Source organism: Synechococcus sp. CCY9201, from assembly GCF_034931105.1.
Lineage (GTDB): Bacteria > Cyanobacteriota > Cyanobacteriia > PCC-6307 > Cyanobiaceae > CBW1002.
The window spans coordinates 1-22,476 of the sequence record NZ_JAYGIC010000146.1; the positions used below are offsets into that span (position 1 = coordinate 1).

20 protein-coding genes and 1 pseudogene are annotated in these 22,476 nt (G+C 59.2%); 7 read left to right on the forward strand and 14 right to left on the reverse strand.

All coding sequences use genetic code 11. The features are described 5' to 3' along the window. Positions 1-470 precede the first annotated feature (470 nt). The 4 genes from VB716_RS14120 to VB716_RS14135 all read left to right on the forward strand — a co-directional run bounded on the left by VB716_RS14120 (position 471) and on the right by VB716_RS14135 (position 8,193). Positions 471-836, forward strand: coding sequence for a hypothetical protein (locus VB716_RS14120; protein ID WP_416238120.1), 366 nt, complete (start codon positions 471-473; stop codon positions 834-836). Positions 837-1,295: 459 nt separating this feature from the next. After that, positions 1,296-2,306, forward strand: coding sequence for an ABC transporter substrate-binding protein (locus tag VB716_RS14125; RefSeq protein ID WP_323270802.1), 1,011 nt, complete (start codon positions 1,296-1,298; stop codon positions 2,304-2,306). An 8-nt stretch (positions 2,307-2,314) separates the two neighbouring features. Further along, positions 2,315-4,921: an ATP-binding protein gene (locus VB716_RS14130; protein ID WP_323270803.1), complete on the forward strand. Its 2,607-nt coding sequence runs from the start codon at positions 2,315-2,317 to the stop codon at positions 4,919-4,921. Positions 4,922-6,039: 1,118 nt separating this feature from the next. Further along, a complete protein-coding gene (locus VB716_RS14135) occupies positions 6,040-8,193 on the forward strand; it encodes a PhoX family protein (RefSeq protein ID WP_322758344.1) in 2,154 nt (717 codons plus the stop codon). Positions 8,194-8,263: 70 nt separating this feature from the next. On the opposite strand, the gene VB716_RS14140 is transcribed toward VB716_RS14135, so the two are convergent. After that, positions 8,264-8,590 carry a hypothetical protein gene (locus VB716_RS14140; RefSeq protein WP_322758345.1) on the reverse strand — a complete coding sequence of 109 codons (327 nt, stop codon included), beginning with the start codon at positions 8,588-8,590 and terminating at the stop codon, positions 8,264-8,266. Between the two features lie 105 nt (positions 8,591-8,695). Between VB716_RS14140 and VB716_RS17505 the strand changes: the two genes are divergently transcribed. After that, positions 8,696-9,073 (forward strand): MTH1187 family thiamine-binding protein, encoded by a 378-nt coding sequence (locus VB716_RS17505; RefSeq protein ID WP_416223865.1) that lies wholly within the window; start codon positions 8,696-8,698, stop codon positions 9,071-9,073. Here VB716_RS17505 and VB716_RS14150 read toward each other — a convergent pair. Next, positions 8,993-9,322: a hypothetical protein gene (locus VB716_RS14150; RefSeq protein WP_322758346.1), complete on the reverse strand. Its 330-nt coding sequence runs from the start codon at positions 9,320-9,322 to the stop codon at positions 8,993-8,995. The genes VB716_RS17505 and VB716_RS14150 overlap by 81 nt on opposite strands. A gap of 134 nt (positions 9,323-9,456) precedes the next feature. On the opposite strand from VB716_RS14150, the gene VB716_RS14155 reads away from it, so the two are divergent. Continuing rightward, the gene (locus VB716_RS14155; RefSeq protein WP_322758347.1) at positions 9,457-11,892 is read left to right on the forward strand and encodes a metallophosphoesterase; all 2,436 of its coding nucleotides are present in this window, start codon (positions 9,457-9,459) and stop codon (positions 11,890-11,892) included. A 362-nt stretch (positions 11,893-12,254) separates the two neighbouring features. After that, positions 12,255-12,614: a hypothetical protein gene (locus tag VB716_RS14160; protein WP_197158765.1), complete on the forward strand. Its 360-nt coding sequence runs from the start codon at positions 12,255-12,257 to the stop codon at positions 12,612-12,614. Between the two features lie 21 nt (positions 12,615-12,635). Here the strand turns inward: VB716_RS14160 and VB716_RS14165 are convergent, their stop codons facing one another. The 12 genes and pseudogenes from VB716_RS14165 to VB716_RS14220 all read right to left on the reverse strand — a co-directional run. After that, positions 12,636-13,307 (reverse strand): long-chain fatty aldehyde decarbonylase, encoded by a 672-nt coding sequence (locus VB716_RS14165; protein WP_197158766.1) that lies wholly within the window; start codon positions 13,305-13,307, stop codon positions 12,636-12,638. 32 nt (positions 13,308-13,339) lie between these two features. Beyond that, complete coding sequence (locus VB716_RS14170) at positions 13,340-14,041, reverse strand: glycosyltransferase (RefSeq protein WP_322758348.1); 702 nt, start codon at positions 14,039-14,041, stop codon at positions 13,340-13,342. Positions 14,042-14,068: 27 nt separating this feature from the next. Continuing rightward, positions 14,069-15,082 carry a magnesium-protoporphyrin IX monomethyl ester (oxidative) cyclase gene (acsF, locus tag VB716_RS14175; protein ID WP_197159078.1) on the reverse strand — a complete coding sequence of 338 codons (1,014 nt, stop codon included), beginning with the start codon at positions 15,080-15,082 and terminating at the stop codon, positions 14,069-14,071. A 1,070-nt stretch (positions 15,083-16,152) separates the two neighbouring features. Further along, entirely contained in the window at positions 16,153-16,386 is a 234-nt protein-coding gene (locus VB716_RS14180; protein ID WP_323270804.1) for a tyrosine-type recombinase/integrase, read from the reverse strand. Beyond that, positions 16,386-17,651: a 4Fe-4S dicluster domain-containing protein gene (locus tag VB716_RS14185; protein WP_323270806.1), complete on the reverse strand. Its 1,266-nt coding sequence runs from the start codon at positions 17,649-17,651 to the stop codon at positions 16,386-16,388. The genes VB716_RS14180 and VB716_RS14185 overlap by 1 nt, the downstream gene beginning before the upstream one ends. Beyond that, complete coding sequence (locus tag VB716_RS14190; protein ID WP_323270807.1) at positions 17,651-18,301, reverse strand: TetR/AcrR family transcriptional regulator; 651 nt, start codon at positions 18,299-18,301, stop codon at positions 17,651-17,653. The genes VB716_RS14185 and VB716_RS14190 overlap by 1 nt, the downstream gene beginning before the upstream one ends. A gap of 303 nt (positions 18,302-18,604) precedes the next feature. Then, entirely contained in the window at positions 18,605-18,913 is a 309-nt protein-coding gene (locus tag VB716_RS14195; RefSeq protein WP_323270808.1) for an addiction module antidote protein, read from the reverse strand. A gap of 10 nt (positions 18,914-18,923) precedes the next feature. Beyond that, positions 18,924-19,214 (reverse strand): type II toxin-antitoxin system RelE/ParE family toxin, encoded by a 291-nt coding sequence (locus VB716_RS14200; RefSeq protein WP_323270810.1) that lies wholly within the window; start codon positions 19,212-19,214, stop codon positions 18,924-18,926. A 143-nt stretch (positions 19,215-19,357) separates the two neighbouring features. After that, positions 19,358-19,879, reverse strand: coding sequence for a dihydrofolate reductase family protein (locus tag VB716_RS14205; RefSeq protein WP_323270812.1), 522 nt, complete (start codon positions 19,877-19,879; stop codon positions 19,358-19,360). A gap of 139 nt (positions 19,880-20,018) precedes the next feature. Then, positions 20,019-20,552: an MltR family transcriptional regulator gene (locus VB716_RS14210; protein WP_323270814.1), complete on the reverse strand. Its 534-nt coding sequence runs from the start codon at positions 20,550-20,552 to the stop codon at positions 20,019-20,021. Positions 20,553-20,830: 278 nt separating this feature from the next. Next, positions 20,831-21,793 carry an HNH endonuclease gene (locus VB716_RS14215; protein ID WP_323270816.1) on the reverse strand — a complete coding sequence of 321 codons (963 nt, stop codon included), beginning with the start codon at positions 21,791-21,793 and terminating at the stop codon, positions 20,831-20,833. Positions 21,794-22,264: 471 nt separating this feature from the next. After that, positions 22,265-22,476: pseudogene (locus VB716_RS14220) on the reverse strand (IS630 family transposase); the annotation flags it as partial.

The window sequence follows — 22,476 nt, forward strand, 5'->3', positions numbered from 1 at the left end:
ATGGACGATCGTCAACTCGAACGAGAAGCGCCGGGCCCGTCTCGGCGCCATCCGCAGCGTCCTCCACGCCCTGGACTACGAGCACAAAGACCACGACGTCGTCGGTGAGCCCGATCCACGGGTCGTGCGTACGGCCCATTCGATGTTTATTGATAACTAATCTGGTTGCCTCACGTGTGGTTCGGCTGCATGTGGAATCTGCCGCCCCCGCCTTGCAGGAAGATAGGCTCTGGCAGCAGCGCCGGTGAGCTGATCCCGGAGCTGGTGCGTCATGAGCGCAGCGAGGACCGGCTACGCCTACCTGTACCTCGATGCCACCTATCTCCACGGACGTCTCGGCAAGGCGATCCAGGTCTGCTCCAGGGCTGTGGTGGTGGCCATGGGCGTCAACGCTGACTGCCGGCTCGGTGTTCGCCCAGGAGGAAACGGACGAACTCGAGGCCCGCTGGGACGATCTGGCCAGCGCACTGGTGGATCGCTTCACCAAGACTGCTGCGCTCAATCTGCACGCCCGGGAAGACGTGCTCGCCTTCCGTCACTTCCCACCTCAACATTGGACAATGACTTGGAGCCGAGCTCACCGCAGTGAACCCTGGGGTCTTGCCGTCGCAGAGCAGGGTGTTCAAGCCTTCTGCCACGCCAGGCTGGGCCGCCATCCACTGCTGCAGAAGGCCCTCAAATCCCTCCACATCGAGCTGAGCGAGGAGCAAACAAAACGTGGAGTCCGACGGCGACTTGCCGAAATCGGTGCCCAGCAGCTCGTTGAGTATCTGGCGGTGGCGCTACTCCTGCGGAGAAGCCTGCGGCTTGGCGAATCGCTCCATTTCCACCAGTGAGCCCTGGTTACTCAGGATCGCGAGGATCGCTACCAGCAGCATCCATCACTGCGGGAAGCGAATCCCCCGGCGCTTCCGGCCGTCCGGCAACGCCTTGAGGAAACTGATCAGATCGGCTGCAGTGACTGCCGTTTCGAGCTGGGATCCCAAGGCTAAGGAGCAGTTCCCAGGCAGGACAACGCAGAGGAATGGGGCCGGCCAGGTTAATTGGGACACACTTTTAATAGGCCCTGCGGTGGGACCCGTTGGCCGAAGCCGATACCGAGGGACGCGAGAGCGACAAGGTTGACAAACTTTTTGTGGGGCCTGCCGTGGCTGGGGAGTGATCGAACAGAATTGGGCAGTGCCACGCTCCACCCGATGACGTACCAGTTCCGGTCTTCGAGGCAAGGGCCATGGCGTTGGGGGATGGGTGGCGTACCCGCCGTGCGCCCCGTCAAGCGCCGCAGTCCACAGGCCGTGGATCAAAGTGCTTCGACCCGCCCAGCACGATTCGCCAGCTGGCGCTCGATCAACGCGCTGCTGGTGGGGATACCGCTGGTGCTGGCCGGGTGCAGTGTGGCTCCGCCGCAGACGTTGCGGATCGGCTCCAATCTCTGGCCCGGCTACGAGACTCTTTACCTGGCCAGAGATCTTGACTATTACAAAGACAAGCCGATCAAACTTGTGGATTATCCATCGGGCACGGAAGAAGTCAGAGCCTATCGGAACAAGGAAATTGATGGAGCAGGCCTGTCGATTGATCAGGCTTTGGTGCTGGCCTCTACCCAGGGAGACATCAGAATCATTGCGGTGATGGATTTCTCGGATGGCGGCGATGTTATTCTCGGCCAGCCTGGAATCGGCAATTTCAAGGATCTGAAAGGTCGGCGCATCGGCGTTGAATCCACAGCACTTGGAGCTTTTTTCCTCTCACGAGCACTGGAGAAGAATGGGATGTCCGCCCAGGATGTGAAGATCGTGTCGCTTGAGCTCGCCGATCACGAGCGGGCCTTTACGAATCAAGAGGTGGATGCTGTGGTCACGTTCGGACCAGCACGGTCTCGCTTGTTGAAGGCAGGCGCTAGACAGTTGTTTGATAGCAGCTCCATCCCTGGGGAGATTGTGGACACCTTGGTGGTGAGCACCGACGCAATCAAGACCAACCCCAAAGCTGTTCAGGCTTTGGTCGACGGACGGTTCAAAGCTCTAGGTTATTTCGAGCGGAATCCCGAGCAGGCTGCAAGTCTGATGGCGAAACGCACCCAAGTCACGCCTGCCCAACTCCTTGAGGCCTTTCAGGGATTGAAGCAACCCAGCCTCGCTGACAACCAGGCTCTACTCAGCCAGAAGGATCCCACGCTGGTGCTGTCGATGCAAAAGCTTATCGATGTGATGATCAAGAACAGGTTGATTGACAAAAGGATCGATCCAAGAACATTGCTTGACGACCGATTTGTGAATAGTGTCGCAAGTTACAACCACCAATAATCTTGGTAATGAGACTTCCGCCCCCTCTTCGCTACACGATTCCTGCCCTGATCGTGGTTTTTGGGAGTCTGGCGGGCTTGAGTTCATTCCTACAGGAAATCAACGAGTCCTACCGGATCGCTGAGCAGACTGCATCAGTCAATCTAAGAACTTCGACGGCCCAGACATCCAGAGTCCTGGAGTACCTTTACCGATCGAGTGACAGCGAGAATCAGATCAAGACACTGGTGAGCCAGCTTGGCTCTTATCCAGGCTACATGAGCGTCATGGTTCTGGGCGATAACAATAAGGTAGAAGAATCGAACGACTACAGGCAAAAGGGGGCCGCCGTCAGCGATACCCTGGCGGGGACTTATAGCCCTGCGATCTCCACAGTCAGGCAGAAACTCTCCGGGTCCATCCTGACCGTCGACAACAAGAATAAACTGATCTCTATTTCTCCTGTTCTGCTGGCATCCCGTGCAGGTGAGCTGAGGCCTTCACGAGTCGGCATTCTGTTTGTGGAGTACGACCTTAAGAGTGTCAAGCACTATGCCTTCAACACGGCACTACGGAGAGCCTTGATCTCCAATGCGTCGCTCATTGCATTCTGCCTGTTGATCTGGCTCTTTTTTGAGTTTGCTCTCAACAAGCGAATCCAGAGGCTCGTGGAGGCGTCAAACAATCTTGGCGAAGGCAAGCTTGATTCCCGTAGTGTGCTCACGGGCTCCGACGAGCTTGCTCAAGTTTCTGCCGCCTTTGACAGCATGGCAGAGAAGATGCAGAACAATTCAGTACGACTAGAGCGGCAAGCCAGAAAGGAGCAACTTCTCCGCGAGATCAATGACCGAATTCGAATATCCTTTAACCTCGAGCAGATTTTTGAAACGGCTACCTTTGAAGTTCTCTCTTATCTACAGGCAGACAGGGTTGCGGTCTACCAATTTGCTGCAGGCACTGATTGCAGGCTCGGCCGTTTCATTGCGGTCTCCAGCGCTGCAGGTATATGCTCGATTCTAGATCAGGAAGTGGAGGACACATGCTTTACTCCTCAGCTGGTGAAACTGTATTTAAAAGGCAGGGCTAATGTTATTGATGATATCAAGGCTGCCAAGCTGACGCCATGCTATCGCGAGCTTCTTGAGCGCTATGACATCCGCTCAAGTGCAACGGTACCCCTGGTTCATGGCCATGAGCTCTGGGGCCTTCTGTGTGTGCATCAATGCCGGGATGCTCGGAAGTGGAGCGATGAAGAACTTGCGTTCATTCGCTATGTCGCCGTGCAGCTGGCCATTGCCATCCAGCAATCGATCCTGTTTACTAAGATCGAGACAGAACTACGAGACAGGAGACTCGCAGAAGAACGCTTGATCCAGGCTAATCATCAACTGGAGGAAACGAACGATGAACTGGCGCGTGCAACACGCCTCAAAGATGAGTTCCTGGCAAATATGAGCCATGAACTCCGCACCCCCCTGAATGCAATCCTTGGGATGGCGGAGTCGATGAGCGAGGGCATCTACGGTGACCTTCCAGCACCGCAATCCACGGCTGTTGAAGAGATCAGCAAGAGCGGAGCCCATCTTCTTGATCTGATCAACGACATCCTCGATATCACCAAAATTGAAGCTGGGAAATTGGAGGTCAGTCCTGAGCCCAGCTTTGTTTCAGAGTTGTGCGAGTCCTGTTTTGCAACGGCACAACAACTCACCTTGGCCAAGTCCATAACGCTCCATTCCGACATTCAGCCTGATATTCCCTGCTGCCTAATCGACCCCAAGCTGCTCAGGCAAATTCTGATCAACCTTTTGAGCAATGCTGTCAAATTCACTCCTGTGGGTGGTCAAGTCTCGATGCGAGCGGTGCTGGAACCATCATCCCCGGCGAGCAACACTGGTTCCCATCTAGCTTTTGAGGTGAGGGATAGCGGAATCGGCGTCGCACCAGAAAACAGAGACAAGGTCTTCATGCCATTTGTCCAGGTTCAGAGTTCACTGAATCGCCAGTTCGGCGGTACTGGGCTGGGCCTGTCCATCGTCAAGAAGATCGTTGAGGCGCAAGGGGGCTCCATCGTTCTGGATTCTGAGCTTGGCAAGGGAAGCCACTTCAGGGTGGTCCTGCCCTACCACCCGGCATCTGCTCCCCAGGGCAAGCTTTCTGATGTCTCCGATCCGTCGTTGGTGGCCAAACAGGATGGTAACAACGAGCATCAGAAACTATCCAGCCAAGGTTATAATGGCCAATCAAAAGACGGGATCAGAGTCTTGCTTGCGGAAGACAATCGGGTCAACAGCTTGATCTACACGCGCTATCTCAAGTCCAAGGGCTTTGACTTGCTTCATGCCACCAATGGCCAAGAGGCGGTTGACATGGCGATGAATGACCCTGTTGATGTGATCGTGCTTGACATGTCGATGCCCATTCTGGATGGATTTGAAGTGATGCAAAAGCTGCGAAGTTCCACCGATCCCCGGGTGGCTCGGATCCCGATCATTGCTTTCACGGCCATGGCAATGAAAGGCGACCGTGAGCGATGTCTCGCGGCTGGTGCCAACGAATATCTGACCAAGCCGGTCAAACTGAATCAGCTGGATATCACCATCAAGCATGTGCTCTCCAACGGGGAAAGTGGCTAGTTCTGCCGAGATCTGGGCCACGCTTTGCCGGTACGGCGGGCCCATCCACCTTCTCTCATCCGCCTTGACAGCCTCGCTGTAACGAGGCGTCGAACCACTCCATCAAACCCCCTGGTGGTGAAAGTGGTCGGGATGGAGAGGCGTCATCATTCCTGGCAGAGGGGCCGCAGAGCCTCATGGAATTCATCTGCTCTTTGTAGGCATCGTGTTGCTGTGATCATCAGAGTTTGCGGTATCTCTGGGTCCATCTTTTGCTCTAGTGCGTTCATTCGGTCCAGTAACTTGTCCGTCTGCTGAGCAATAGCAGCGTTGCTCTCCTGTAGCCGATCAAGCAATGGATCGTCCGCACGTTTTCCCTTGCTGGAGAGAAAGAACGTGATGATTTGCGCGAACACCACTCCGAGGGCCACCCCGACTAAAATCGTTAGACCAGGATTCATCATGACCCTCCCCAGATTCCCCTAGTCAAAAATCCCTGATCAATACACTAGAGCCGATTCCGGAGAGTCCCTTGCGTGTCACGCTTTTCGTATTCGTCGCCGCATCCGCCGCGGACCCTTCCCGATCCTTTGATCCCTGATTACCTACGCTCAGTGCCTGGCCGAGCTCACCGCCCTCTCCCAGAGAGGGTTTGCGAGGGAGCCCCGGAAGATGCTGGCGCTGGTCCAGTGGTCCGACCACGTCAGCGGCTTCCTGGTCTTCTGCGAGCCATTTTTTTTGAACTGGGAGCGGCGGACTTGTAGCCATCTGGTGTTTGCCGATAGTCGCGACGCTGAGCTGTTGACCAACCTTCCGCGCTGCTTTCAACCCATCAGCCTGGGGCGCAGTGGCTCAAACACCCCCCCCAAGGCGCGTTTAGTCGTTCAAGGCCAATGTGCCCATGGGGCGAAGGCTTCCGCAGAGGCGGCCCCGCAGCACCTAGGCAACGTTCCGCACATGCATGTCGAGGTTCTTTCCGGGACGGCACACGGGCCTGACGACGGAGAACTGGGCAGGTCTCGCCCGTGGCCCGCCATGTCGGATGGACGACCGACACGGTTGCTGGTCAGCGATGACAATTTCATTGCGCTGCAGACGAGCAGCCTGGCCCGCATCACCCTCCGCTGCCCAGCGCCCCGATGACCCTTCACCGCCGCCAGTTCCTGGTACTGCTCGGTCTGAGCGGTGGAGCTCTTGCGGCTCCTGGACTGGCCACATCCGCATCGGCCACGGCGCCCCGCGCCGCCGCCATGCCCTTCGAGCCGGTGCTGGCCCCCCTGCCCCTGGCCACCGATGGCCTGACGGCCGAACAGCAGCGGCGTCGCTACGGCCGCTACGTCCTGGAGGACCGGCTGGTGGTGCCGGAGGGCTTCCGCTCAGACCTGCTGCTGGCCTGGGGGGATCCCCTCGGCGACAGCCGGGTGGGCTACAACAACGACTACCTTGCCCTCACCACCTTGGGGCCAGGCAAGGCCCTGCTTACCATCAATTTCGAGTACATCAGCGAACGCCCCTGGTTGGAGGGGTTCGCCGATGTGGTGGGCCAGCCCCTGCCCTTTTCTGAGTTGGTCGACGCCCTCCAGCCCCTGGGTGGGCGGATCGATTGCACGGCCCTGGCGGCGGCGGACCCCCTCTGGCCACTGCTGCGCGGCGTGGTGGACCAGGCGATGACCGACCTTGGTATCGGCGTGGCCAGCCTGACGGCGGCTCCAGGCGGCGGCTGGGTCCGCTCCCCCGGCCCACTCGATCGTCGGATCACCGGCCTGAGCGGCCTGAGCCGGCCGGAGCAGCGCCTCAAGGTGAGCGGACCCGCCGCCGCTGTCTTCCGCCGCCGTCAGCGGCTCGGCTACGACGACGGCCTCGCGGACCGGGTGATTGGCACTTTCGCCAACTGCGCAGGCGGTACCACCCCCTGGGGCACGGTGCTGAGCGCCGAGGAGAACTTCCAGAGTTACGTCTGTGAGCCGGTGTATGCCGATGGCAGCTCCCAGCACCCCCGAGAGCGGCCCCTGGTCTGCCGGCAGGGCGACCTGGAAGGCCTGGGCAACGTCTATGGGCTGGCCGGCAACAAGTACGGCTGGATGGTGGAGATCGATCCGGCCGATCCGGCCGACCCCGGCACCAAGCACACCGCCCTCGGCCGTTTCCGCCATGAGGCGGTGGCCGTGAGGGCCGTGGCGGACCAGCCCCTGGTGGTGTACTCCGGCTGCGATCGCCGCGGCGGCCACCTCTACCGCTTCGTCAGTGCTGGGCTGGTCAAGGATCCGCGCGACACGCGCAATTCCTCCCTGTTCGGCCAGGGGCGGCTGGAGGTGGCCCGTTTCTCGGCCGATGGGAGCGGCCGCTGGATTCCGCTGCTGCCCTCCACGCCGCTCGATCCCTTCCTGCCCTCGGGTTTCGGAGCCACCGGCCTGTCGGTGCCTGTGATGCTGCCCAACCCCGACCGGCTCCAGGCCGGCGGTGTCCCCTTCATGGCCGACGCGGAGGTGGAGGCCTACGCAAAGCGTTTCCCCAGCCTGGCCACCCTGTACCCAGGCGGCGGTGAGGAGCAACTCGGTGCCATCCTGATCGACGCCCACCTGGCCGCCAATGCGGTGGGCGCCACCCCGACGGCCCGGCCGGAGGACACCGATCTCGATCCGCTCACGGGCGACCTGTTGATCGCTTTCACCTCCGGCAGCCCCGACGCCGAAGGCGGCGCCGACCCGGCGATCTTCCAGGGACCCGGCGGTGAGGCGAGCTGGCCCCATGGCTTTGTGATGCGGTTGAGTGAAACGGGGCCAGTCGGTGAAGGGCGTTTCCGCTGGCGGATGGTGGCCACTGGTGGCGAACCCTGGGCCGGCGGCCTGGGCTTCACCAATCCCGACAACCTCGCCCTCGATCGTGCCGGCAACCTCTGGATGGTGACCGACCGAAGCAGTCGTTCGTCAGCCACCGATCTGTTCGGCAACAACGGCTGCTGGCTGCTCCCCCGTCAGGGCGACGCCGCAGGTGAAGCCCTCTGCTTCGCCATCGGGCCGAATGAATGCGAACTGTGCGGCCTCGCCCTCGATCCGGCCGAGCGCAGCCTGCTGCTCGCCGTCCAGCACCCGGGGGAAGCCAACGGCACCCACCAGGCCGGCATGGAGGAGGTCCAGGCCTTCGAGTTCGTGGATCGTGCTGGCGGCCACTTCTCCCAGCTGCGGCAGGTGTCGCTCGGCTCGAACTGGCCCAGCGGGGCCCCCGGCCGCCCACCCCGGCCCGGGGTGGTGGTGATCCGCCGGCTGGATGGATCAGCGCTGCTGAAAACCTGAGCCAGGAGCTTCGAGGCGATGAGGGGCTGACTGAGACCCATCGATGGGCACGCTCAGCAGAACACCAGAGTCACAACCCAGAGTCACAACACCGAAGCAGTGGTTCACTCAGCGCGGGATTTGCCATGGCTACTGGCTCGCTGCCGTATTGGAAACAAACTCCTCGGGTGCCGGTGTCGCGATGCCAGTAGTCGAGCTCCGCCTCAACAATCGCCTTGTAGACCTCCTCGAGGATCTCCTCGGCCTCCGCCTGCGTGTCGTAGTCAGGGATCAGGTACAGGCAGGGCTCTCTGGCTCCAGCAGCGTCCACATCCAGCTCAAGTCCCCGTGCCCAGTCGAGCAGTTGCCCCTGGTGTGGATCCCCACCGCGCAGCGGTTCACCACGGCCATGGCCCATCCGGCGGCGTTGGCTAAACGCTAGACCTGTCCCCCTGAGCAGTCATGGCACGGAGGTGGCCAGGTGGATGGGACCCTCTCAAGGAAGGCTCCTGAGGCACGTCCGATGAAGGTGATCGTCGATCTTTGCGTTGTTCCGATCGGGGTCGGCGTCAACCTGGCGCCCTACATCGCTGCGTGTGAGCGGGTGCTGCTGGACGCCGGCCTCAAGATCCAGCTGCACCCCAACGGCACCGCGATCGAAGGCGAGTGGGGACCGGTGTTTGCTGCGATCGAGATCAGACGCTGGAAGACAAGGTGGCGAGCGTTGTGGCGTTGTTCCAACAACTGCCGGAACGGGCCCAATGAGAAGGGTGCTCCGTGTCTGTCTGGGGGCTCAGGGGGATACGGGATGATGGCCGGCTCATGGCTGTGGGAGTCGGGCCTCGATCAACCGGCAGCACTCCTGCGCGTCGCTTGTGCTCTCGACACCCTCAGCGAGTGAGCAGAACAAGTCGTGCCATAGCGCTGGCACCGCCAGCAGGATCAGCGGCCTGCCCGCATTGAGAGTATGGGCAGCTTCGGATGCCGTGCCGCCGCCGCCACAGACCACCACCACATCGGCACTGAGCACGTTGATCACGTTGCGGGTCTTCCCCATGCCGGTGAACAGGGCCCGATCCACTGCGGCCGTGCCTTGCCTGTCGTCACCGTTCCCTTCATCGGGCAACATGCCCGCATCCGGCGAGGGCATGTCGGCAGCTTGATGCGTAGGGACCAACGTTGATTCATCCGGCCAAATCTCGGAGTGTATGAAAAGTTGTCGTTATCCCTCTCCTGGTTTCAAGTGGCTAATTTGTGGAGGTTTCTTAGCAGCATGCTCGGCTCATGGCCGCCCTCATCCTTGGCTTGGTCGGAGATCCCGGCGGCAGCCGGTACAACAGCAGCCGCTTCTATTACTTTCCCGGTGGCGGCTGGCTGCGCAAAAGTAGCAGTGGCTACGAGGGGGCCAATGTCAATGTCAACTCCTCCGGGCCAGCCCAGGAAGCAGTGGCTCAACTGTTGCGGGGTCAACAACCTGATGAGCTTCTTGTCCTTGGGGATCTGGTTTACAACACTGGTGCCAGCTCCTTGATGGATGATGAGGTTGGACGCTTGTTCAACGATTTCATCTCACCGTATCCGTCACCGCGCTTCAGTAGCCCGAAAGGCCCTTACAGAACAACTGTCGGGAATCAAGTCTGGCCCTACGATCTCTACAACTTTCCCAAGGGATATCCCAATCCGATCAAAAGGGGCAAGGGAGGCAGTCGTGACGGCGTCAACCGCTTCTGGCCTACGCCTGGCAATCACGAGTACTACCTACGGGCAGACTCCTCGGAAACCAACATCGGCCTCGACAATCCCAAGAGCACAGTCCCGAACGAAGGCATCATCGGCCGTAGCAGCACAGCTGTGCCGCTCCCCTATCTGGATTACTTCGGCTGGCTGAAAAACCCCAAACTGGCTGGGCAACCCGGGCTTGAGATTGGCAGTGCCGATGGTAGCGGCAATGCAGGCCTTTACTACAAGGTGAGCCTTGGTGATGACGGGACTGGCCAGCCATTGGTGGATGTCTTTTCCATCGATGCCATGCGCCTGGTGATGAATGTGGGGGGCAAGTATCCAACATTTACCAACGGCTTCGGCTCACAGATGGTGAGTGAGCAGAAGGATTACAACCTCGACTACGACCCCTCGCTCAAGCCCAATGCCACCAACACAGCCCTCACCACCGCTGCCAACAGCAGCGTGCCCACCAATGGCTGGCAGCAATTCCGGTGGCTGAAACACGAATTGCAGAAGTCGCAGGCCCGCTGGCAGGTGGTGATCGGGCACCAGCCCATCTTTAGCTCCGGCGAATGGGGCAAGGGCCAACCCGACGACAACATCAGCTTCCCGGTGTTGCAGAAGTTTCTGGCTGGCCTGCCCGAGGGATCCTTTGACGCCTATGTCAACGGCCATGCGCACTACTACCAGCGCGTGTTGGAAGGGAACGATCAGGGCATCGGCCAGGGCATCCCTTTCGTGACCATGGGCAACAGCGGCCGACTCCTGGACAGCATCAACGAAACCCTGTACGGGGACAACGTTTATGAGCCGCGCAACTGGAGTGGCCGACTTGATGCCTACATGGGCGTGGGAAGCACCAAGCTGACTGGCAGCAACCCTGCGGGTATTCCCTATAACACCACCGGTGTGCGCCCCTACCTGCTCAACTCTGACCCGACCACGGTGGGAGTGGCCGGGGGGTACCTGGTTCAGGACCAGGATGGTCAGGATGTGGGCTTCAGCCCTGGGGCGTATGGGTTCGGGTTCGGCGGAGCCAGCCTGAAGGCCGGAAAGCACAGCATGTTGTATCGCTATGAGCAGCCGCTGGTTGATGATCCCGCCATCCGCGAAAACCTGAACCCAGACACCCGCCTCCCTGCACTTCAGGGCTGGGAGACGCTGATTGCCGACGATTGGCGCCCTCGCGATCCGATCACGGGCGAATGGAGCCCCAGTCTCAGCAACACCGCCCAGATCCGCCTCGGGTTCCTTCCCACGGACAATGGCGAAGTGGGGAGCGTGATTCTGGAGAATGGCGGTTCTGGCTACATGGGCTCACGTGGCGGCAACCACACGGTGGATTTTGAGATCCGTGGCAATGATGCCATCACCGGCAATCCCCTCAATCCAGAGGATGTGGCAATCGTACGACTGGGATTTGCCAACGGATCCCTGACCTCGGCCGAGCTGCTCAACAATGGCAGCGGATATCAGTACCTCGGCCAGGTGATGGAGTCGGGCTCCAGTTTTGGGGCCACCGTTCCTTTCACTGAGCAGCAGGATGCCGTGGTGCCGCTCAATCTCTCCTTGATGGAGAGCTGGTATGAACAGCCTGCTTCCAATTACCGCGATAGCTATCTGATCACCGATACCAAGGCCCGTGCTTCGTTGCGGCGGGGCCAGAGCAATGAACTTCAGCTGGAGGTGAAGATCGTCGGCCGGGATCGCCAGAGCCGCCGTCAGCTCAGCCGGATGGCACGGCCGGATCAATGGTCCACCGGCTACAGCGGCGAAGGCCCCGAGCGTGCCTACCGCACCGCTCAGACAGGCAGCATCCGCATCAAGGATCAGCAAGGGCGTTTGCTCGGGCGAGGCCAGCTGGAGAGTGGTGTTGCTCAGATCGGTCTCCAGAACTTGCCCGCTGACGGTGAGCTGGAGATCCTGTTTGGCGGCGACAGCAGCTCCAGTTATCTGGTGAATTACCGCGCCTCCAGCAGCTGGATCAGCCTCTGATCTGACGTCATCGGCAGCTCAGGCGCGGCGGTGGATCCCGTCCTGGGATCCATCAGGCTCCGCTTGAGGCGGTCGATCCTCTTCCTGCCGGTCGATGCAGGTGGAGCACAGTACCCGTCCTTTCTGCTGGAGGTAGAGGCGGAGCGAGCGTTCGATCTGAACGCCACAGCCCGAACAGCAAAAGAGTGGGCTCATCGGCGGCCGGCTTCATCTCCACAACTAGCCGAGCTGGGATGGCTGACGCCGACATCCTTTCGACAACGCACACACAGAGGCACCGATGCCCCAGGCGCTGGAGCCGAACTCGGGGCCACGTTATCACGCTAGTGTTGTGTTGCATTGACCTCGTTGTCATGGTTGCCATGCCGTTCACCGCCACCCCCGGGCGCGCCCTCCAGTCCTTGACGCTGCTGCTGGCCCCGGAAGGAGCCCTCAGCGGGGATGGCCAGCTGAGGGAGCTGTTCCTGGAGCGCCGCACACGCCAGGACGGCCCCACCGACCTCTGGTATCTGCCCTGCTCCGCCGTGCGCGAGCTGTCTCTGAACGACGGCAGCGCCGAAGCCGTCGCGGCCCTCGATCCCGCTGTGATCACCTGGCTGCAGCTCCGTTTCGGCGGCGACTGCCAGAGGGTGGAGCTGCCGAGCGGTGGCCTGGAGCCGTGGGCCTCGGATCTGCCTCCGGTCGCTCCCCTGGCGCCGATGAGGGCCATGGAGAACGCCTGAATCGGCTGGATGTCCCGCTGCTCAGGGGGCTGGCGCAGCGAGAGCGCGGCCCACTGAGCGGGCGATCGTGCGACGCGCCGCAGGCCCGCCGATGCCGATCCGCTCCAGGCTTCCCTGGAGCAGGTCGGCGAACTCCGCCACCAGCTCCGTGGCCTCCATGCCGATGGCGGCCACATCCGGCAGCAGCGGCCTGAGGATCGCCAACGTGATCGGCAGGGCCTGGGTGCACCAGTCGAGGGCGAGATCACCCGCGGGGCTCAGCCGCCGTTCGCCGTAGTTCAGGTGCTCGTCCTCGTCGGCCATCACCCGGCGGGTGATCGGTGCCGCGTAGGGGTCGGCCACCGGCAGGTAGCCGCGGTAGGCGGCCAGGGCGAAGCTTTCCACCACCAGGCACTGGATCACCAGCGGTCCCACCCGGTCTGCCGAGCGACGGGCGTCCAGGAAGAGGGCATGCAGGGGGGCGAACAGGTCTCGGGCCAGGGCCAGGTCAGGTTTGATGCCCAGGTTGATCCCACACCCCACAAAGTCGCGGGCATGGCCGCTTTCCATGGCAGCCAGGCGATCGAGCTCCTGGCGGTCTTCGGGGAAGATCTCGGCCAGTTGCCGGAAATGGCGATAGGCGAGACCTTCGCCCACGATCACCATTCCATTGATGCGCGCGTAGGCGGCGCGGTAGGCGGGGCTGTCGTACATGGGGATCTCGTGGGTTGGGGAGTGCTGCCGACTCAGGTGGGGCAGAGGGGACGATTCATGGCGGAGTGGGCTGCGAGCCAGCGATCCGACTCCGGCATCGAGAGGCAGTCGTCGAACCAGGGGCCGCCGAGGGTGTAATGCAGAACCTTCGGCTGGGGTGGGATCGCCTGGACACCCACGAGCACGTTCCACTCGGGCGGAATCGTGCCGATGGTGTCGTCATCCAGCCAGCGGAACTGGTGCAGCTCCAGGCCGGAGGCAGTGTTGACCCGCTCGGGAGTGAGCTGGCGGCAGCTGCCGCAGTTGAACAGCACTACCGACGACCAGTTCTTGCGCTCGTAGGGGGTCTGGGGCATGCCCTGGAATTTGAGGCCCTCCTCGCATTCATGGCGGTGCTTCACCACCTGCACCGCATAACGCTCATCGCGATGGGCCCAGAGCTCGGCGATGTCCCCGAGGCAGAGCATGTCGGCATCGATGAACAGGGCCCAGCCCTGGTAGCCGGCCAGGAAGGGCACCAGGAAGCGGCTGAAGGAGAAGTCGGTGCTCTGCTTCGGATCCCGGGGTCGGGTGTAAACACCCGCCAGCTGGTCGAGCCGCACCTGGGCGATCAGCACCGGCACGCTGGCGTGGGCCTGAATCGAATCGGTAAGCACGTTGACGGCCACCTCCTCCCGGGGGTCGTAGCCGATGAAGATGCGTGGCGCCTCAGCGCCGATGAGGGGTGAAGCCATGGGGAATGGGATCAAGGACGGCCCCGATCACGCCGCCCCCGAGGGAACCATGGGCTGGGCGAACTGGCGCAGCAACAGCCCGGCGAAGCGCAGCTTGAGGCCCAGCTGTTTCAGGACACCCAGCGGGCCCTTGGTGCTGGAATCCTTGATCTGCTGGTAGCAGTCCACGAGCCGGTCGCGAAGCTCGAGGTAGTTGCTGCCCTCCAGGTCGAACACCCGGGGGAAGGCACGACGGGCGGTGCGGTTGGTCTGACGCATCACTTCGGCATCGAACCGGTTTGCATCGATTCCGAGGAGCCCATAGAACTCATCACGCTCACAGACCGTGAGGCTGTGGGTGAGGAACACCGACCAGAGGAAGAAACGGCTCAGCAACCGACCGCGAAGGCCGTCCTTGATCTGGGGCCAGCAGCGGATCAGCATGTTGAAGATGTCCCCGTGGCGGTTCTCGTCCTGGCACCAGGGCTCGAAGAAGTCGAACAGGGGAGCGAAGTTGCTGTCGGGATGGGCCTTGAGGTGCCGGTCGATCAGGATGTAGCGCCAGTAGCCGATCTTTTCGGACAGAAACACCGAATAGAGCACCCAGCTGAGCGGGAACCAGGTGATCGGCCGGTTGGTGCTCAACTTGGGCAGATCCAGCTGGATGCCCTCGGCCACCAGGGCGCGATTGAGAAAGCCCGCATGGCGGGCCTCATCGCGGGCCATGAGTTGGAACAGGCGGCCCAGGTCGTTGCGGCCGGCCTGGAACAGGCGCCGGGATAGTTCCTTGAACAGCAGGAAGCCCGAGAACTCCGACACGCACGAGCGCACCAGATAGCTCTCGTAGGCACCCTTTTCCTCGAGGCTGAGGTCCCGCAGCCGACCCAGTGGCACGCGTCGATCGAAGTGATCGCGGTTGTAGTCGGCCTCCATCTGGGCCAGCATCGCCTCGAAAGCCGGACGCTGGTTGTCCAGATCGGTGCGGGCTGCCTTCTCGATTTCGGTGGTGTAGAAGCGCGGCGTCAGCAGGTCTTCGCGCAGGTGGGGGGCGGAGGTGGTCATCGCTGGGGGGTGGCAAGGGTGCCGCCGCTGCAGGCCGATCTGGCGCAGCAGGATCAAGCCGGTGAGCCGCTGCTCAGGCGCCCGACACGCCCCGAGAGCGGCAGCCATCGATCAACGGCATAACGACATCGTGATACTACTGGATGAGTCGCCGTTGCGCCAGCAGGCGGCGTCGTCGAGTTCGTTCTGCGGCTCCCGGGTTTTCGAGGTCAACGGGCAGTGCAGGCCAAATCGATGGACAGAGACCGAAACCCGGCGTCAAAGCCAGATCGGGTGGCTGGATCAATCTCGACACGAAAGATGCGAAGAATCACGGGAAGCCTGGCGAACGCTCGCCATCACCTGGCCGCAAGGTGCATCGTCGAAACGAGATTTACTTGCGGTGGCGGCTCAGGTGCATGGCGAAGTTAGGCACCCTTGCAGGACATAGCCGGAACATCAATCTCCTTTATAAAACTTTGGCGAGATAAGCGCAGAATGCATTCGATAATCAGAATAAAGTCCTCAGATGGAATCGCTTTTTGGGGTAGCTCTAATCTCATCCAGGCCTGAGAGCATCTATGGAGTTTCTGCCTGGTCTGGATTAATCACTGTCACAGCTATCCGATCATGGCGACTCTCTTCACACAATGAGTGGACAGCGTCTGGTAGCTCAAGCCTCGCTGCAGAGTTTACGTCCTCTGCGCTCCGATAGTTGTCACGTCTGAAAAGCACTCCCATGAAGATGACCTGTGGATTGTTGAATATTCGCTACTCAGGCGGCAATGCCTTGCCATTCTGATTAGAGCCAAGAGATACGCATTCGGAACCCTTGTGACTCAATCATCAGAGTTGCTTGGAATTGAGTGCGATAGTGTAAGGTAATTATTCACCTTGGTACATCCCATGTAGAGAAGTGAGTATGGAGTTTCTTGCCCAGCAGCCTTGGCTGCCGTATTGACTCTCTAAAGTGTCGAGGCATCGGCCTTAACCCACTCTCCATGCTTTTAGATGGTGCGGGATGTTGACAATTCACGCTTTGATGTCGCAAAGAGGTGTCAAGAAACTGCTTTCCCAATTCCTCCGCTGCCTCAAATTGTTAAGACGTTTGCCATGTAAGGCATTCCAATTGCGCCTAGCATGGTGGTGCTCACGTCTTGATTTCCCAGCAGTTCCTGGATCGCGCGGATGTCCTTGCCCTCTTCCAGCAGGGGGGTCACGATGGTGCGGCCGAAGGTATGGCATCTGGCGGCCTTCGTGAGGCCCGCTTCGCCTTCCGCCCGCGTCACGGCCCGGTGGATGCGGCCTGAAAAGCGACCTTGCATCAGCTGGTCGCCCCACGGCGCTCCAGCAGGGTACGCATCAATTCACGTCCCTTTCCTGGGGTGCTCCAGGGGCACACTTCGATGCAGATGCCGCAGCCACGGGTTTCGGCAAAGTAAGGCGCACACTTGTCGAAGTTGACATACCAGCGCCGCTCGCCTCGAACCAGCTGTTTCTCGGAGAAAAGGGCGTGCGGGGGGCAGTTGGTTTCGCATATGCGGCAATGGGCACAGAGATCGTCCACGCCGATGTCCCTGGGGTGATCGATGGACAGGTGCAGATCCGTCAGCACGGTGGCCAGACGGACGTTCGAGCCAAAGTCCGGCGTGATCATCGAACCGTGCTTGCCCAGCTGGCCCAGACCGGCCTCGATCGCGATAGGGACGTGCAGCACCTCTGTGCTGGAACCTGGCGCCAGATTGGTGGACGCCTGGGCCGGATGGCCAAGTGCACGGATGGCGTGGGCCAGGCGGATCGCCACTCGATTCACCTCCAGGTAGGTGCTCATGATCTGCCGGTTGGAGCGTTCGCTTGGGGTGTGGAGCATGTCCTCCCGGTCCATCGGCACGGCCACGGAGATGGCGTACGCGAAGTCGGGCTGAGAGTCGTGGTAGCAGAACTCCGGCTGCAACCTAGTGATTCCCACCAGGGCGGCGCCGAACCGTTTCGCCATCTCCTTGACCCGATCAGCGGCCTTGTCCGGATTCGCCAGGGTGGTGACCGTGGGCGCCACTGTCCCGATCCGGGCCGCGTCCTGCCAGAACATTCTCACGATCTGCCGATGGATCGCTGTCGGCTCCATCACCTGGAAGTACCAGTCAAGCTTGCCCCAGGCACGCTTGTAGGAATCCCCGAAGAACACGTGATCCGGCCGGCGGGGATGCACCTCTCCGAGGCCGTTGATCGTGTTGCCGGAGATGGGGGGGCGGCGATAGGCAAAGGGGTAAGCGGCCGCCGGATACTCCACCTTCATGAACCGTGCCCGCCTACGTACCAGGCCGGGGTTGGGGGTGATGTCCGCTGGCACATACGCCAGATGATCGAAGATCTGGCTCTGGGGCGGGCCCGTCATTTCCTCCAGCCAGATCACATCACCCCTGCGAATACGGCGCTGCTGCATCCAGCGCAGTAGGGGAAAGAGGGTGTGTGTGGCCAGGGCCACCGCGATGGTGAAGGCCCTGAGCTTTAACTGGTGGATTAGCAGCCGGCAGCGGTCGGAGAACACGTCGCCCATACCTGTGGGCGCTACGAACTTGTGGATGGCCATCAGGAACCGGAGGAACGGCAGGTGGGAAGGGGCCAGGGGCTCGGCGGCGGATTGGACGCCTGGCCAGCCAGAAAGGTATGCACACAGGCTTCGCTCCACTCCCAGGGGTTCGGGAACGGTCGGGGAGTCAGACCAAGCAGGGCGCGGACGAAACCGAAACCCTCCCAGAGGCCAAGCAGTTGTTCCGCCAGCTCTGGGGCCGTCAGGTTGGATCCCAGGTAGACCCTGTCGAGGCCTTGCTGGATGAGTCGGGCTAGGTCGTTCTGGGTGCGGCCATAGGCGGACTCGTAGAAATCCGCTGCCAATCCCCCATTGCCGCGCGCTTCCTCGAACATCAGCTGGGCAAAGTGGATGATGTCGGACTGGTTCAGGAACACGAGCAGGTTGGCTCCGTAGTACACGAGCGCCGAGCGGAACTCCCCAGGTGTGCCCACCGCCATGGGGACCCCACGCTCGAACCCATCCACTTCACGCTCCACGACGGCACGGAGCAGGGCCTCCATACCGGGAAAGTGCTTGTAGAGCGTCGCCTTCGACACGGCAGCGGCCCGCGCCAGGGCGTCGGTCGACACCCTGGCGTAACCCTGCTGAAAGAACAGCTCCCTTGCGGCATGGAGGATGCGGTCGCGGGGTGGAGGAGAGAGGGCCATCGAGGCAGAGAAGATACGGTACCGTACCGTACTATTTTTGAAGTGGCCAGCGGTGCCGTCCCATCGGATCCGTCAGAGACCCCGGCAATCGGTGCGCAGGTAACGCAGGGCGATGCCCTCGGGGTGGAGGCACGATTCGGTGGCTTTACGTGGTGGACTAGAAATCATGTGTACGGCTTCTTCTTTCGCATGGAATGACAAAGAGCCACCGAGCGTCCGGCCTAACGCTTGCCATCACCTGGCCGCAAGAATTCAATGCGACGAAAGGACGTCATTTGGAGGCGGCCCAGGTGTATGGCATTGTTAGACCGCCGCCTCCGCCTCAACAGCAGGGCTGGCATGCAGCTGAAGTCCGAGTGCAGAGATAACCTTCAAGACGGTTGCCAGTTCAGGATTCCCGCTTGATGAGAGAGCCTTGTACAGGCTTTCCCGACCCAGTCCAGCTTCACGTGCAATCTGCGACATGCCCTTGGCACGAGCAATATCACCCAAGGCAGCAGCCACCAGCCTTGGATCTCCATCCTCCAAAGCGGCTTCGAGATAGGCTGCCATGTCTTCACTGTTATTGAAGTGATTGACTGGATCCCAGGCAGTTGTTTCGGTTTTGGTCATTTGCTTCTCCCTAAAGGTTACGAGCAAGATCCTTGGCAAGCTTGATGTCTTTTGCTTGAGAGCCCTTGTTGCCACCAGCGAGAAGAACAATAAGCATGTTGCCTTGGCTTATGAAATAGATCCGGTAGCCAGGGCCATATCGAATCCGAAGCTCCGAGACACCTTCTCCGACTGGACGGACATCACCTGGATTCCCCAGGGATAAACGCCTGATCCGAATGTCGATGCGAGCTTTTGCCGCTCGATCACGCAGCCCACTGAACCATGCGGCATAGGCAGGTGTCTCCCGAATCTCCAACATGCCACCATTGTATCCCCAGGGATACGGCGCTGCAACCGGCCTCCGGTCTGTCTAACGCTTGCCTTCAGCCGCCCACTTGGAGTGAATGACCGTAGGGAAGTAGCGGAAGTGGGTCGGCCGCAAGGTATTGTTATGCCGGACTTTTAGATGACCTCGTACGTGTTGAATACGATACCGCAGCCATATGTTTTTTGATCAACAAGCTTCAACGAAACATGCTGCGGAATTAAGCCAAACAATGGAATCCCAGAGCCAAATATTACGGGGTTTAGCTTAATTATAATCTTGTCAAACAAGCCAGCCTTTGCTAACTGGGTAGCGATTTCTGACCCGCCGCAAACCCATATTGGGCGATCTGATTCGGACTTTAACCTTTTGACAAAATGAATCAGATCGGAAGTTACCAGCTCAACGGCTGGATCGGGACTCTCACCCATCGACTTAGAAAAGACAATTTGGCGCAATTCTGGGTATGGGCTGGTTTTTCCTTCCTTTAAACCAACCTCGTATGTTTTTCGACCCATTAGGACAGTGTCAAACTGTTTCTGGTCGCTTAGGAAATCAGAAACGACTTCATCATCCCAGGCGAATCCATCGAATGAGCCGTCTTCATGGGCAATAAAGCCATCGAGAGTGGAAGCAACATAATAAATGAGTTCAGACATGGCGATTTTCTATGAAATTGGGTGTGGGGCATTACGCTCCAGATCAGAAGCGGGTAAGTGATTCTGCCAAGGCAGACCAGCTTCTGCACCCGCCTTCTGTATCTGGTTGTTGTGCGTCACCGCTCCTCCCACGCAGAAGCTAGTCATCTTCGTCAATATCATCAAAGTTGTACATGAAGCCCTTTGTATGGCCCTGAACGGCTTTGAGTGCTGCTGAATGACCCTTGTGCATCGAAACGATTTGGGCGATGATCACATGGCTCATTATAGAACCACATGTTGTTTTTGCTGCAAATATAAACTTCTCACGCGCAGAAGCGCTTGTGATTAGCACATTCTGTGACAGATTCCCGCAGAGTCCAATAATGCTCTGAGATTTAAACCCACTGTTAAACCCTTGCCTGCTATCAAGGTGTGCGGCCGCATTGCGCACCTTGCGAATGACTTCTATATCTTTGTAGTCTTGGGCATCTACCACGCCAATCGCGAATGAAATCTTTGCTCTAGCTGAGAAGGATCCCAAAGGAGCAGTGCTGCCATTCACCAGCTTATCTGCAACGGATGGCTCAAGGACATTCTTGAGTAGCTCTGCCAGTAATTCATCAAGCATTGCCCCTATGATCAGGATTACGCCCCTGTCACTTTCATGGTCGAGGTAGTCAAGACCCCTCATTATACGCTCAATCCTTGCTCGGCCCTCGCTAACTTCGTACTTGATGGCGCTCCTATCTGTCATTTGTTGATTGATCTGGGCTTGTATTTTGAGAGAAAATGATCGTGATTGCTACTGACAAGTCTTTCGCATCATGCGAAGCAGGGATGTCAATTGACGACAGGTGTGGTGTGTCGACTTGGTTGCGCGTATCGCTTAGAGTCACCGGGCCGCGACGAGTGATTGACCATCTCAATACGCCCGGCTTCGCGGCTCCAGTGCATTGCTTTGTTATGCCGCTATTTCGCGTCCAAGAATACGGTCTCCCGATGATACAAGAGATATTCCGCAAGTGCACGATTTGGCGTGCGAGATAGCCCCAAATCGGCCAATCCCAATAGTTCACGCTCTACATCGTTGATACAACGAGCCACCTTCAGTTTGCCATCCGCGGAAAAAATAACGAGACCGGCATCAAACAGAGCGTCAATTGTTGCAATGAGCGGCAGCCCATTGTTGGGATCGAGCCGTTCCGTGTTTGTTGAGTCTCGCCATGGTTTGACGTGTGATGCACGAATTGCATCAAGTAGTTGTGACCCCGTGACACAACAGCGAGAATCCCAAATCCGAAGAACGTCAGCGCGGAATGCGCCCTGTCCAACACGTGCATTTGCAAGCGTTTCTTTCTCGGTAACGCCACCCCGACGATTAAGTATGGATTTCAGATCGGGAACGACCGAACTTGCGGCCGATTTGGGTCGCGCGAGTTCGTTAGCGGGTACTCGAGACATGACAACAGCGAATACACTTGGCCCGTCGTCGATGATATCGCCGAATTGAAGTAATAATTCGCGGTCAAAGTGTTTGATAGTTCGACCGGATGCGTGAATGTCTTTGGCAGTGCAGACGACTCCGTATCCTTGCGCTCCGTTGCGGAGAGCTTCGACATGCCGTTGCCGTTCAGGATAACCGGGAGAGGAGTACGACCGGTCGGTTTTCAGAATCAAGCTACGTTCGACGCCGTCTACGGTTTCGAGTTCGTCGTACCAGACGCGCAAGAATAGCTGATTGGTCTGCGGATTAGACGCGCCCCACGACCATCGAGGATTGCTGAGATTGGCACCAAGCGTGTTGGTAAAGAAATTGCTGATGCTCATGAGATGTGATGCATTGCCCTTTGCGGCATAACGCTGGCCATCACCTGCCCGCAAACAAGTGTTTACGAAGATGCGTTTGATGGTGGCGGCTCTGGTGAATGGCAATGTTAGATGCCTCCGGCTTCACAACAGATAGAGTCAGCAAATATCTATAACATCTCCCGCCGACCCTGCCAGGGTTGGACCTTAATCCTCATCTGCTAAGGTCAGCAATCATGTCTCTCAATTCAAAACAGCTTCCCAATACCCCTATCAGCTTAATCAATGGCAATCCAGAAGCTCTTAGATCATGCCGAGAAAGTTGCCGTGGTAGGCGGCGTCATTATTGCCATATTAACATTCTGGTCTCAAACGAAGCAAGTCAGAATTAGCAATTCATATCTTCTCCTTGATGCTTTTACCAAGGATATCTCGGATGAAGACTTGGCATTGCTCGAATCCGTTCAACTGAATACATATGAATCATCCGGAGCCCGGCGCGGCTATTTTGTGGTTTTCAATGGGGCTGAGCGTGAACAGCATCCAATCGCAAACCTCTTTATTCCTGAAGGCAGAGGCTTAGTTATATATGGATCACTAGTGTGCCGTCCCGGAGATTTGCGAGCAAAGTCGCTTGATCTTCTCCAGGATTGAATCTGCTGTCGCCGTCCAGTTGAACGGGGCCTTGGTCTTGTTGTAGGCCGCCACGAACTGCTCGATCTTGGCGATCAGCTCCTTGACGCTGGAGAAGCTGCCGCGCCGGATCGCCCGCTGGGTGATGATCCCGAACCAGCGCTCCACCTGGTTCA